At 65.6% G+C, this 13,252-nt stretch carries 11 protein-coding genes and 1 pseudogene; 9 read left to right on the forward strand and 3 right to left on the reverse strand.

Annotated elements, in window-relative coordinates; all coding sequences use genetic code 11:
• The 4 genes from AUL34_RS18580 to AUL34_RS18595 all read left to right on the forward strand — a co-directional run.
• Positions 1 to 289, forward strand: a 289-nt coding sequence (locus tag AUL34_RS18580; RefSeq protein ID WP_156420999.1) for an integrase core domain-containing protein, incomplete at its 5' end; no start/stop codon positions are given.
• Positions 290 to 306: 17 nt separating this feature from the next.
• Positions 307 to 753 (forward strand): class I SAM-dependent methyltransferase, encoded by a 447-nt coding sequence (locus AUL34_RS18585; protein ID WP_244492642.1) that lies wholly within the window; start codon positions 307 to 309, stop codon positions 751 to 753.
• 307 nt (positions 754 to 1,060) lie between these two features.
• Entirely contained in the window at positions 1,061 to 2,032 is a 972-nt protein-coding gene (aztC, locus tag AUL34_RS18590) for a zinc ABC transporter substrate-binding protein AztC (RefSeq protein WP_082653486.1), read from the forward strand.
• Positions 2,033 to 2,074: 42 nt separating this feature from the next.
• Positions 2,075 to 3,889: a metal-binding protein ZinT gene (locus tag AUL34_RS18595; RefSeq protein ID WP_244492643.1), complete on the forward strand. Its 1,815-nt coding sequence runs from the start codon at positions 2,075 to 2,077 to the stop codon at positions 3,887 to 3,889.
• 247 nt (positions 3,890 to 4,136) lie between these two features.
• Here AUL34_RS18595 and AUL34_RS18600 read toward each other — a convergent pair whose 3' ends face one another.
• The gene (locus AUL34_RS18600; RefSeq protein WP_082653487.1) at positions 4,137 to 6,365 is read right to left on the reverse strand and encodes a TonB-dependent hemoglobin/transferrin/lactoferrin family receptor; all 2,229 of its coding nucleotides are present in this window, start codon (positions 6,363 to 6,365) and stop codon (positions 4,137 to 4,139) included.
• 318 nt (positions 6,366 to 6,683) lie between these two features.
• Here AUL34_RS18600 and AUL34_RS18605 point away from each other — a divergent pair, with 318 nt between their 5' ends.
• From AUL34_RS18605 to AUL34_RS18620, 4 genes and pseudogenes are all read left to right on the forward strand, one after another.
• Positions 6,684 to 7,556 carry a hemin ABC transporter substrate-binding protein gene (locus tag AUL34_RS18605; RefSeq protein WP_082653507.1) on the forward strand — a complete coding sequence of 291 codons (873 nt, stop codon included), beginning with the start codon at positions 6,684 to 6,686 and terminating at the stop codon, positions 7,554 to 7,556.
• Complete coding sequence (locus AUL34_RS18610) at positions 7,546 to 8,634, forward strand: iron ABC transporter permease (RefSeq protein ID WP_061937169.1); 1,089 nt, start codon at positions 7,546 to 7,548, stop codon at positions 8,632 to 8,634. The genes AUL34_RS18605 and AUL34_RS18610 overlap by 11 nt, the downstream gene beginning before the upstream one ends.
• A gap of 3 nt (positions 8,635 to 8,637) precedes the next feature.
• Positions 8,638 to 9,417 (forward strand): heme ABC transporter ATP-binding protein, encoded by a 780-nt coding sequence (locus AUL34_RS18615; RefSeq protein ID WP_061937172.1) that lies wholly within the window; start codon positions 8,638 to 8,640, stop codon positions 9,415 to 9,417.
• Between the two features lie 14 nt (positions 9,418 to 9,431).
• A pseudogene (locus tag AUL34_RS18620) lies at positions 9,432 to 10,499 on the forward strand (hemin-degrading factor).
• 300 nt (positions 10,500 to 10,799) lie between these two features.
• On the opposite strand, the gene AUL34_RS23120 reads toward AUL34_RS18620, so the two are convergent.
• Complete coding sequence (locus AUL34_RS23120) at positions 10,800 to 11,435, reverse strand: helix-turn-helix transcriptional regulator (protein WP_082653508.1); 636 nt, start codon at positions 11,433 to 11,435, stop codon at positions 10,800 to 10,802.
• On the opposite strand from AUL34_RS23120, the gene AUL34_RS18635 reads away from it, so the two are divergent.
• Complete coding sequence (locus AUL34_RS18635) at positions 11,345 to 11,881, forward strand: PAS domain-containing protein (protein WP_061937185.1); 537 nt, start codon at positions 11,345 to 11,347, stop codon at positions 11,879 to 11,881. The two genes, AUL34_RS23120 and AUL34_RS18635, sit on opposite strands and share 91 nt — an antisense overlap.
• Positions 11,882 to 12,084: 203 nt before the next feature.
• Here AUL34_RS18635 and AUL34_RS18640 read toward each other — a convergent pair whose 3' ends face one another.
• On the reverse strand, positions 12,085 to 13,248 hold the full coding sequence (locus tag AUL34_RS18640) for a zinc-dependent alcohol dehydrogenase (protein WP_061937188.1): 1,164 nt from the start codon (positions 13,246 to 13,248) through the stop codon (positions 12,085 to 12,087).
• Positions 13,249 to 13,252 lie beyond the last annotated feature (4 nt).

Raw genomic sequence — 13,252 nt, forward strand, 5'->3', positions numbered from 1 at the left:
CAACGGCATCGAGCACCGCCTCACCAAGCCGAACCATCCTTGGACCAATGGTCAGGTCGAGCGGATGAACCGCACGATCAAGGAAGCCACCGTCAAACGCTTCCACTACGAGAGCCACGATCAGCTTCGAACGCATCTCGCCGACTTCATGGCGGCCTACAACTTCGGCCGTCGATTGAAGACGCTCGGTGGTCTCACACCCTACGAATACATCGCCAGGATCTGGACCTCAGAGCCAGACCGGTTCATCGTCAATCCGATCCACCAGATGCCGGGACTGAACAGCTAGCCCGGCAGGGATGGAAGGTGACGGCCGTCGACGTCTCGACCGTCGCCCTCTCGCTGGCGGCGGGGAACTCCAAGGCAGCGGGCATTGCGGAAAGTGTCAGCTTCGAGGCCCACGACCTCGCCACATCCTTCCCGGTGGGGACCTTCGATCTTGTCGTCGCGAGCTTCCTTCACTCGCCGCAGGAATGGCCCCGCGCCGAGGTCCTTATCCGTGCCGCTGGCGCGGTGGCGCCGGGCGGACACCTCCTCCTCGTCGAGCACGGGTCTCGCGATCCATGGTCCTGGTCCGCAGAAGATACCCGGTTCCCGACAGCCGAGAAGACTCTTGCGGCGATGCGTCTTCCGCCAGAGGCATGGCGCGTCCGTTGCCTTTGCCCGATCGCGCGAGTGGCCAAGGGGCTGGATGGGCAATCCGCCACGGTGACCGACAACGTCATCTTTCTCGGGCGCACGGTGACGGACTGAGCTCACCGCCGATCGAACGTCCGCTGTCGCACCTCCTCGGCTGATAGCGGACTGGTAGGAAACCGCCCGTCGCGCCACTCGCCGCCGAGGAAGCGGACGCTCGGAAGCGGTCCAACCGCTACAGACCCATCGACGTCGATTAGGCGAGGTCCCTCGCACTTTGGAAACAAACCTTCGATCCGCACCGCCCAGGGGGATTTAGGTTGTTCGATGCGACGCAACGGGAACAGGTGTGGAGACCCAGGCTAGGGTTGCCATTGTTATAAGATAACATTACAGCGGCTCCGTGATCCGTCGCGGAGGGCCTATGCGCAAGCTACTCAACACTGTCCTGTCCGGCTTTCTTGCCAGAACGAGAAAGACGCCCCTCGGCCCGGCGTTCTCCCTTGTCTCCATCGCCCTGCCGGCGACCGCTGACGCCGAACCGCTGCGCGTCGTCGCCAGCTTCTCCATCATCGGCGATCTCGCCAGCCAAGTAGGCGGCGAGCACATCGAGCTGACGACCCTCGTCGGTCCCGACGCCGACGCACATGTCTACGAACCCCGCCCGGCCGACGCGAAGGCACTCGTCCGTGCCGACGTGGTGCTCGTCAACGGCCTGTCCTTCGAAGGTTTCCTGCCGCGCCTCGTTAAGGCCAGCGGCGCCAGCGCCCCGCTGGTGGAACTCAGCGAGGGCGCTGACATCCTGAACGATCCGAACGGCGGGCACTATCACTTCCACGGCGGCGAGGCGGTCTTCCACGCCACGCCGAACGACCCGCACGCCTGGCAGTCGATCGCCAACGTTGGGGTATACGTCCGCAACATCGCGAAAGCTTTTTGCGACGCCGACGCCGCCAACTGCACCGCCTACGAGGCGAACGCGAGAGCCTACGGCGAGGAGTTGTCCGGTCTCGACGCCAGGATCAAGCAGACCATCGCCGCCATCCCGGAGGATCGGCGGACCGGTGTCGTCGGCCACAACGCCTTCCGCTACTTCGAGCGCGAATACGGCGTCACGTTCTTGTCGCCGCAAGGCGTCTCGACAGGTTCGGAGGCGTCCGCGGCTGACGTCGCCTCGCTCATCCGGGATATCCGCGACCAACGTGCCGTGGCGGTCTTCGCCGAGAACATCTCGAACACGCGCCTGGTCAAGCAGATCGCCTCCGAGGCCGGCCTCGAGATCGGCGGCACGCTGTACTCGGACGCTCTCTCCCCTCCGGACGGTCCTGCGTCCAGCTACGTCGACATGATGCGCGCCAACGCGCGGACCATCGCTGCGTCCCTGACCTCCGACTGAGGACCTGCGGTCCTTTTTTCCAATCCCCTTCCAATGGAGAAGATGATGCTGCGACCCCTTGCCTGCGCGACAGGCATCTCCCTCGTCCTGGCGTCCCACGTCATGGCGCAGGAAGCCGAACACAGCCATGAGGACGTCACGCTCTACCGCGTCTTCGTAGGCGACCACGCCGCCCCGAAGGTGACGGCCTTCGACCTCGGTGATCCAGTCAAGCGCTGGTCGTTCGAGACGACCGGACAAGCCAAGCTCTACGGGGTCGACGACGGCTCGGCGGTCGTTGCCGTCCAGTGCGACAACGACAAGGTCCACTTCATCCGCAGCGGCATCTCCCTTCACTCGCACGGTGATCATTCGGACATCGACATCGCCGACCCGGCTGCTGTCGAAGACACCCTCATGGGTCCCCGCCCCTTCCATCTGATCGACCACGACGGCAAGGTCGTCATCAACTTCGATCGGGGAGGATACGCCGAGGTCCTCGACGCGCACGAGTTGGCCGAGGGCAAGGTCGAGGCGACCCGGCTTCCCCAGGCGCGCGCGCACCATGGCTATGCCGCCCCGATCGGCGAGGCCTGGGTGACGAGCGTGGCGTCCGATGCCCCCGTCGAGGGTGACGCGGCGCCCAAGCGCCTTGGTCTCCAGCAGGTGAAGGCGGACGGGACGCCCGTCGGCGAGGTCCAGCCCTGCACCGGGATCCACGGCGAGGCCTTCTCCGGGGCCTATCTGGCGACGGGCTGTGACGAAGGCATCCTGACGGTCACCGCCGGGAAGGACGGGCCGACATTCAAGATGCTGCCCTATTCCGCCGACCTACCAGCAGGGGAAAGCACTGGGACGTTGCTCGGCTCGAAGGCGATGCAGGTGTTCCTCGGCAACTACGGCGCCAAGGGTCTCGTGGTCGTCGATCCCGTCGACGAACCCCACATCCGGCACATCAACCTGCCCTTCCGGCGCATCGACTTCGCGCTCGACGCCGCCAACGCCCGCTTCGGCTACGTCCTGACCGAGGACGGCACGCTGCACCAGATCGACATTCTCGACGGCAAGGTCGCCAAGAGCGCCCGCGTCACCGAGCCCTACTCGATGGACGGGCACTGGAACGATCCGCGTCCGCGTCTCGCCATGGCCGGCGACGAAGTCGTCATGAGCGATCCCAAGTCCGGCCTGGTGCGCCGCATTGCGAAGGACACGCTTGCGGAGGCCGGCACGATCGCGGTCGAAGGCGCGCCCTACAACCTCGTCGTCGTCGGCGGAAGCGGCGTCGTCCACGAGGGTGACGGCTATGACCATGCGGGCCATGCTCATTCCCACGGCGACCCACAGATCTACGCGGGCTACTTCGAGGACAGCCAGATCCAAGACCGTCCGCTGTCGGACTACGCCGGCGACTGGCAGTCGGTGTACCCCTACCTTCAGGACGGCACGCTCGATCCGGTTTGGCAGCACAAGGCCGAGAAGGGCACGATGGATGCGGCTGGATACAAGGCCGAGTACGAGACCGGCTACAGGACGGACGTCGAACGGATCACAATCGAGGGCAACGTCGTCACCTTCTACAAGGAGGGCAAGCCGACAAAGGGGACCTACGCCTATGACGGCCGCGAGACGCTGACCTACAAGAAGGGCAACCGCGGCGTCCGCTTCATCTTCCGGAAGACGGACGGCGACGCCGACGCCGACGCCCCGCAGTTCATCCAGTTCAGCGACCACGGGATCGCCCCAGCCAAGGCCGACCACTACCACCTCTACTGGGGCGACGATCGTACGGCCCTTCTGGAGGAGGTCACGAACTGGCCGACCTACTATCCGTCCTCGCTGAGACCTGAGCAGATCGTCGACGAGATGATAGCGCACTGACAGGACCGATCAGCCTCACTCAAGGGGCTGCTACAATAAGGTTCGAAAGCGGGGACACCGACAAGGTGTCTGCTTTCGAACCTTTCGTGTTCGAAAGCAGACCGTCGCCTTTCCACCCCGTCGAACCGATGAAGACCAAAGAGGTATACGCCAACCCGCGTCTGCGTTGGCCCAGGTCTTTCCCGACCGTCCAAGCGACCCACCGAACGACCCATTCTACCCGGTTTCGTGTCCGCCGCTCCGCTGTTCAGAACTGATACGTGACGTTCGCTTTGAAGGTGCGTCCGGGCTCCGAATAGTAGAGGTCCGGCTGCGACGGGCTGAGCGGCACGTTGACGGCGTCGTAGTATGTCTTGTCGAAGAGGTTGAAGACGCCGCCCGCCACTTTCAGCCCTGGCACCTCATCGGGCGCGTACCAGGCTGTGAAGTCGACGACGCCGTAGCCCGGCGCTTCGAAGCCCTGACTGACCTTGTCCCGGCGGGAAGCGAGCTTTGTCGAGACCTCACCACCCCATTCCTTGCGATCGTAGCCGAGACCGACGATGGCCGTCAGCGGCGGGATCGAGTCGAGATAGACGTCGTCGGTGCGGTTTCGTCCGTCGATGTAGGAGAGCGAGCCGCGGGCCGTCCAGAAGTCGGCGAAGCGGACATAGGCCCCGAGCTCGACGCCGGAGATACGAGCATCCGGAATGTTGCGGTAGCTGGAGACGCCGCCCTGCGGATAGAGCGGGTCGCAGTTCACGCGGTCTACTAAGCAGGACGGGCTGCGCTGCACCACGTCGATGAAGTTCTCGTAGTCGGTGTGAAAGACATTGATATGGGCGCCGAAGGTGTCGCGTTCGAGCTTCAGGCCGACGTCGAAGCCGTTGCTCGTCTCCGCTTCGAGGTTCGGGTTGCCCTCGCGCAGATAGGTGCCCACCGCGCCGAAGCGCGAATAAAGCTCGCCCACCGTCGGGGCGCGGAAGCCCATCGACCACTGGCCGTAGGCCGTCAGGCCCGGAATGAGATCGTATTCCGCCAGAAGCTTGGGCGAGAGGGCCGTGTCGTTCGACGAGGGCGGCAGGGAGCCCGGATAGGCGGCGCTGCGGGCGTATTCGACGGTGAGTTGCGGCGCCTCCTCGTACCAGTCGAAGCGCAGGCCGGGGGTCACCCGCAAGCGCCCGCCGGCAAGGTCGATCTGATCTTCGGCGAAAACACCGATGGCGCTGCCCTCGACCTCGGGCGTGTCGGCCTGGTTGGTGTGCAGGTTGTTGCAGGCGGCGAAGGCGCCGGTATAGGGCCGGCGGCAATTGTCGTAGCCGGCGGAATACTGTGTCGTGGTCGCGCTGCGCAGCTCGGTACCGAGCGTCAGCTTGTGGCTGATCTCGCCCGTGAGGAAGGTTCGGGCGGCAAAGCCGGTGAAGCCGACCGACTCTTCCTCGAAGCTGTTGTCGCGTCCGTAGGGGCCGATAACCGACACGGACCGGTAGGCGTCGATCGTCGAGTGGCGTTCCACGGCCTGGTAGTAGAGGACTGCCGACGCCTCGTCGACGAGAGCCGATCCGAGTTCGGGCGTCTCGTAGTCGTAGGTCAGCGACACGCGCTCGCGGTCGATCCCCTCGCCCGAGGCGTAGTTGCCGGGGCGGTAGTTGTCGCGCGCGCCGATGCCTTGCGAGGTTCGAGTGTCGATGTCCTCATCCCGGCTGAAGATCTCGCCGGTGATACCGAACCGGTGGCCTTCGCCGACATCCTGATGGACCTTGGCGAGAAGGTTGTACGGGTCGTAGTCGAGCGGGTTCGGCGCGGTGCGGGTGGGGCCGAAGGTGTCGATGTCGCCCTGGCTGTCCACCTCATGGCCGCCGCGATAGCCGCCCTGGATGAGCACGCTGGTGTCGCCGACGCGCATGGCCGCGGCATTGGCCGTGAACCAGCTCCTGTCGGTGGAATCGTAGCCGTTCTTCGTTAGCACGCCGACCTTGCGCCCGCCGAGGAGCAGGTCTTCCGGGTCGAGAGTGCGCAGGGCGAGGACGCCGCCGAGCGCGCCCGAGCCCAGCAGCGGATCGGTACCGCGCGTCAGGTCTAGGGAGGAGAGCGTCGAGAAGTCGAATGCGTTCGCGCCCCCTTCGGCACCGCGCGTGACGTCGTTGAGGTAGGGCACGCGGATGCCATCGATCGTCGTGAGGACGCGAGGCCCTTCGAGACCTCGAATGTTGATGCTGTTGGTCTGGCGGTTGAACGTGACGCCGGCCTCTTCCGTACGGCCGAGATCGTCGATCGAGTCGATCAGCTTGTCGTCGATCGTGGTGCGGGTCGTCCGGGTGGTCGTGACCGTGCCGGCAGCCCCCGAAGCGTCTTCGGTTGCCCCCTCGACGACCACGGTGTCGAGGATGAGGCTTTCGCCCTCCGCCGTCTCCGTCTGAGCCCCCGCCCCTGTCGCCAGGAGGGCACTGAGCGCCGCTCCCGTCGTCATCGCCTGAACCAATCGGCGCATCGTCATGCCCCCTCACGCGATGCCGGCAAGACGTCGCGTCTTTCTTGGAATATTTCCAGTGTTTTAGCCACAGGACCCTTGTCCCAACGCGAGGATTAATTGCACATATATTGTAGAGTCAACTTGATTCATGCCGACGCGATTGCATTTTAGCCATTCTAGATTGGGGCTATTCCAAATTAGAATGGATATACATTGGCATCCCACCATAATATTTTGCGGTTTTTACTTGACGAATGGGGTCGTCCTGCGAGACGCAAGGCGCCATCATTCCTAGCCGCCGTGTCGCCGATCGATGCGGCCGCCACGGAGACGCGACCGCCCATGCGCCTGATCGCCACCGTCATCGCCGCCTCGCTGGCCTTCGCGGCCCCCATCGCCGCTTGGGCGGCGGAACCGCAGCGTATCGTCTCGATCGGCGGGTCGATCACGGAAATCCTCTATGCGCTGGGCGAGGACGAGCGCATCGCGGCCGTGGACACGACGAGCCTCTACCCGCCCGAAGCGCTCGCCGAGAAACCCAATGTCGGCTACATGCGCCAGCTTTCCGCCGAGGGCGTCCTGTCGCTTTCGCCCGACCTGATCCTGATGGACGAGGGTGCGGGCCCGAAGCCCGCGGTGAATCTCCTCGACGCGGCCGGCGTCGCCGTGACCCACGTACCGACGGGGTACACGGTCGACGACCTCGACCGGAAGGTCCGCCTCGTCGCCGATGCCGTCGGCAAGGGGCCCGAGGGCGCGGCAATGGCCGAGACCATCCGGGCCGACCTCGCCCGCCTCGAGGCGCAGCTTGCCCCGGTGCCGGTCCGGAAGAAGGTGCTCTTCATCCTGTCGCTGGTGGATGGCAGGCCGAACGCCGCCGGCACCGGGACCGGCGCCGACGCAGTCATCCGGCTTGCGGGCGCAGAAAACGTGTTCGGCGCGATCGAAGGCTACAAGACGCTGTCGACGGAAGCGCTCGCGGCGCTCCAACCGGACGCGATCCTGATGGTGACGCGGGCCGGCTCCCCCGACATTGATCCCTTCAGCATCCCGGCGCTCGCCGCCACGCCCGCCGGCCGGTCTGGCACCGTGATCCGCATGGACGCCCTGCACCTTCTCGGCTTCGGCCCGCGCACGCCCGGCGCGGTCCGCGACCTCGCGGCCCGGCTCTATTCCGAACTCGACCTTGCAGGGCCGGGCACCGATGGTCGCTGACGTGCTGCCGATGACGCGGCGCTTGGCTCTCCCCGGCGACCGGACGTCGCGGGCGCGACTGGCTCTCTGCGCCCTTGCCGCGCTGACGCTCGCGACCGCGGTGCTAGCGCTCGGGGTCGGCCCCGCCATGCTGCGTCCGGCCACCGTGACACGGGTGCTTCTGGCCGGACCACAAGGCCAGGCGGCCTCACTCGCCGACACCCTGATCGTATGGCAGATCCGCCTGCCGCGGGTGCTCCTCGGCGCGCTGGTCGGTGCGTCGCTCGCGGCCGTCGGCGCGATGATGCAGGGGTTGTTCCGCAACCCGCTGGCCGATCCGGGGCTGGTCGGCGTTTCGTCGGGTGCCGCCTTCGCCGCCGTGGCGGCGATCGTCCTGTCCGGCGGCGTGCTCGCTCCCTACCACGCGCTTGTCGGCATCTACGCCTTGCCGCTGGCGGCGTTTGGCGGCGGCCTTGTCGCGACGCTCCTGATCTACCGCATCGGCACGCTGGCCGGGCGGTCCTCCATGGCGCTGATGCTGCTGGCGGGCATCGCGCTGGGCGCGCTGGCGGCGGCGGGAACGGGTTTCCTGGTCTATATGAGCAACGACGCGCAACTGCGCGACCTCACCTTCTGGAGCCTCGGGGGCTTAGGGGGCGCCAACTGGACGAAGCTGGCGGCCGCAGGCCCGATGATGCTCACCGCGCTCCTCTGCGCGCCCGTCCTGGCACGAGGCCTTAACGCGATCGTCCTCGGTGAGGCGGAGGCCTTCCACATGGGCGTTCGGGTCCAGGCCCTGAAGCGTCTGACGGTCGTGGTCGTGGCGCTGGCCACTGGCGCCGCGGTCGCCGTGTCCGGGACGATCGGCTTCGTCGGGATCGTGGTGCCGCACCTCCTGCGCCTCTGGCTCGGGCCCGACCACCGCCACCTCCTTCCGGCCTCGATACTCGCCGGCGCCTGCCTTCTCCTTTGCGCCGACATGGTCGCGAGGCTGGTGGTCGCGCCGGCGGAACTGCCGATCGGCATTCTCACGGCGGGGATCGGCGCGCCGGTCTTCCTCTGGATCCTCCTGCGCCGCCGCGGCGTCGCGGACCTCTGAGCCATGATCACGCTGGAAGACGCCACGGTCGCCTATCGCGGCTGCACCGCCCTGCATCCGACCTCGCTCGACATCGCGCCGGGGACGTTCACGATCGTGGTCGGGCCGAATGGCGCGGGGAAGTCGACCTTGCTCAAGGTCATGACGGGCGAGCAGGCGCCGCAAGGCGGCCACGTCCACCTCGACGGCTCGGCGCTCGGCGCGATCCCGGCACGCGTGCTCGCCCGTCGCCGCGCGGTGCTGCCGCAGTCCTCCGCGCTCGCGTTTCCCTTCACGGTCGCCGAAGTGGTGCGCCTCGGCCTGGAAGCGGGCGGACGCGCAAGCGGGCCGGAGGCGATCCTTGCGGCCCTCGCACGCGTCGATCTCGCGGGGTTCTCCGGGCGCTTCTACCAGGAACTCTCGGGCGGCGAGCAGCAACGCGTGCATCTCGCCCGGGTCCTCTGCCAGATCGGTGCGCCAGTGGAGGCCGGCCAGCCGCGCTACCTGTTCCTGGACGAGCCGATCTCGTCGCTCGACATCCGGCACCAGATCGCCGTGCTTCGCATCGTCCGCCAGTTCGCCCATGAGGGGGGCGGCGTGCTCGCGGTCCTGCACGACCTCAACCTCGCCGCCACGTTTGCCGACCGCATCCTCGTGCTTGCCGACGGCCGCGTCCTCGGCGACGGCTCGCCGGCCGAGGTTCTCACCGACGGGCTGATCGAACGTGCCTTCGGCCTGACCCTGCGTGTCGGCGCGCTGCCGGCCGCCGGCATACCCTTCATCCTGCCTCAGAGCGCAGCCTGACCAACGGACCCAACATGGACACTTTCGAGACCGCGAACACGGCCACCCACCCCTTCTATGCGTCTGCGAAGCGACCGCGGGACCTCGCACGGGATCTCGGCTTCTCGGAAGCCGAGCTTCTCGACCGGCACGACGGGCCCGAGGTCGTGCGCCTGCGCACCGAGATCCCGGCGATCGTCGAGGCGCTGCCGACCCTTGGCGAGGTCCTGTCGCTGACGCGCAACGAGGCGGCGGTGCACGAGATCGTCGGCACCTTCGGCGCGATCCATCTCAACGGCCTGATGGGCCTTGTCCTCAACCCGCCGCTCGATCTGCGGCTCATCCTGAAGCATTGGGTCAGCGTCTTCGCGGTGGACATCCCGAACGAGACGGGTGCGCGCCGCTCGATCCAGGTCTTCGACGCGGCCGGCGACGCGGTGATCAAGGTCCACCTGCGCCCGGCGTCCGATGCGGCCGCGTTTGAGGCGATCCGGACCCGTTTCGCCGACGAGGCAGCGGAACCCTTCGTGGTGTCGCCCCATCCGGTCGAAGCGCCCCTAGAGGGCGGCGACCTCGACGCCTTCCGCGATGAATTCGGCGCCATGCGCGACGTGCACGAGTTCGCGCCTATGCTGCGCCGCCACGGGCTCGACCGGCGCGGCTCACTGGATGCCATGGGCAAAGCGCATGTACGCCGCCTCGCGCCCGACGCGGCGGCAGCGCTCCTGCATGCGGCGAGCGCTGGCGGCACTCCGATCATGTGCTTTGTCGGCAACCGGGGCTGCATCCAGATCTTCACCGGCCAGGTGACCACCATCAAGGCGATGGGTCCCTAAATCAACGTGCTCGATCCAGGCTTCGACCTGCATCTGCGCCAAGACCTCGTCGCCGAAGGCTTCGAGGTGCGCAAGCCGACGAACGACGGGCTCCTGACATCGATCGAACTCTATGACGCTGAACGCGAACTGATCGTCCAGTTCTTCGGCGAGCGCGAGCGCGACAGACCCGAGGCGCAAGCATGGCGTGACCTGGTAGCAGCCATCCCGGACTGGCGAGATGCCGACGACAAGTTCCAGTCCGAGCTGGATGGCGAGCCCACGTAAGGTACGAAACCAGCATCTCGCCACCGTTCAGCCGACTGCACTGCCAGACGGCTTGTGACGGCATGACAGCTATCGATGTGACGCCTTTCGAAACCGACGGCCGGATGTCCACCCGACCCTGCCGTTTGAGGTGCGGTTGACTCTGCTCGACGCGTTGGGCGAGGTTTTGTTATTGCGTCGCAGATCGTCGCCAACATCACGACGCGAAGCCCCGTCTGGCAGTAGGCGCTCCGGCCGGGTCGCTTCCCTTCCCTATGAATGGGCACGTCACCCTTGTTGACACCGATCTCACGTCGACGCTTAAGGCTTCGTCTGATGTCCCGGTTTGCATGCCAGAGCGTCCAGCAACGCGACCATCCTCGAGCGAATCTCCAAGTCCTGAATGCGCACCAGCGCAGCTCGAAGCTCGTCGTCGCCACTGTTGGCCGACCGCGAAGCATCGGCGCTCCGCTCGCCGCCGGACGAGCACCCTTCGAACAAGAATGCCAATTCGACTTCCAAGGCTTCGGCTATCCTAAACAGCGTCGATGCGCTGACGCGGTTTCGGCCGGTCTCGTACTTCTGAACCTGCTGGTACGTCAGACCCAACTCCGCAGCCAGTTTACTCAGGCTCATCCGCCGGTGCTTTCGCGCGGATTTGATGCGATCGCCGATCTTCCGATCTAGGTCATCAAACGGAGGCATGGCGCGGCTAGATCCTGGCTTGCGACGCGTTGGACGAATTATGAGCGCTTGATCGTGCTCGACCATATTGCCCCGTCTGGTCAACTTACAATTTCGCGATAACCTTATATCGCACAGCATAGGAAGCTTACTCCCTGTGCGGCAGACGTCTGGGGGACGAGATGGGTGAGCGGAGTGCGCCGCAGTCGGTTGCGACCGAGGACTTCTTGGGTGTGTGGACCTGGAACGTGCGCACCCGGCTCGTTGTTGCATGTCGGGACGTCTGTTTGTATGCAGATATTCCCAGCGAGAACGGGATACACGGAGTGACGACCGAGCGGTTCTACGCTGCGATCCATCCCGATGATCACGAGGAACTCGACCGACGCGTCGACTTGACGCTGCAGGGTGATGACCTCTTTCTCGCCGAGTACCGTCTCGTCAGCGAGGAGTATGGTACCGTGTGGGTCCGGTCCACGGGAAGGTGCTTCCGCGACCCGGCAGGCAACCCTACTCACATCTCGGGATATCTCAGCCGCATCACCCCGATACGGGAAGCGAAACCAGATGATGAGACAGTCCTGGCAGAAGTGATCGAAAGCTTGACCAACGCACGGGACGCAGCGGCCAGCCTGTCGAAACCCGTCTTATCCAAACTGATATCGGCGGTTCTCCTCGAGGCTGGCTTCCAACTTGCGAACCACATCCGACGGAACTGACTTACTCGGCAGCGCCAGATGATTTGCAGCAGACTCTAAGCCGATAGCAGGCAGCTATCGACCCTTCATTGCCATTCACATCGCTTACGGCACTCCCCAAAAGCGGACATCGCTGCGTGCGTTGCTATTGCAGGACGATGGTACTGGAAACTACTCGATCGTCCTCACGAGCGTCATCTCAACGAAGTTCGATCAGACCCCGCCTATTGAACGAACACAGCCCGGAGGCACCCATCGTCCTTGTGCTTGAACATGTGATAGCCCGTCGGAGCGTCCTCCAGGGAGAAGCGATGCGTCGCGAGGGCGGCCGGCGTCAGTTCGCCGCGCTGGGCGTACTCTAGCAGGCGCGGGACATAGGCTTGGCCGTGCTGTTGGGCGGTCCGGACGGTGACGCCTTTGTTCATCAGAAGGCCGAGCGGAAACTTGTCCATCACGCCGTAGACGCCGAGGATCGAGAGCGTTCCGCCCTTGCGCACAGCCAGCATCGCCTGCCGCAGGGCCGCTCCCCGATCCGTCTCGAGATAAAGCGCCTGCTTGACCCGGTCATAGGCTTGCTGGAGCCCCGTGCCGTCCGCCTCCATTCCGACGGCATCGATACACGCGTCGGGACCGCGCCCGCCGGTAAGCTCTTTGAGGGCCTCGACCACGTCGACCTTGGTGTAGTCGAGCGGGATGGCGCCGAAGGCCTCGGCCTGCGCGAGCCGCTCGGGATAGCGGTCGATGGCGATGACGCGCTCGGCACCGAGGATCATGGCGCTCTGCTGCGCCATTAGGCCGACCCCGCCGCAGCCCCATACCGCGATCACGTCGCCGCGGTGGATGTTGCAGAAGTCGGCCCCCATGAAGCCCGTCGGCGCGGCGTCCGAGATGAACAGTGCCGCCTCGTCCGCAACGCCATCCGGCACCTTGAAGCAGTCGGTGTCGGCGAAGGGCACGCGCACATATTCGGCATGTGCGCCGGCATAGCCGCCGAAGGCATGCGAATAGGCGTAGATGCCGGCCGTGGGATAGCCGAGCATCGGTTCCTGCAATTCGGGCTTCGGGTGGGTCGTGTCGCACAGCGAATAGAGGTCGTGCTGGCAGTACCAGCACTTGCCGCAGGAGATGAAGGACGGGACGGTGACGCGGTCGCCCTTCCTCACCTTGGTGACGTCGCGGCCGACATCGACGATCTCGCCCATGAACTCATGACCGAGGACGTCGCCCGCCCGCATCGTCGGGATGAGACCGTCGATGAGGTGAAGGTCCGAACCGCACGTGGTCGAGAGCCGGACCTTGAGGATCACGTCGCTCGGGTTGAGGATTTGGGGGTCGGCAACGGTCTCGACGCGAAGATCGTTCACGCCGTTCCAGCAAAGCGCGCGCATGGGC

Source organism: Aureimonas sp. AU22 (assembly GCF_001463745.1).
In the GTDB taxonomy this organism is placed as follows: domain Bacteria; phylum Pseudomonadota; class Alphaproteobacteria; order Rhizobiales; family Rhizobiaceae; genus Aureimonas.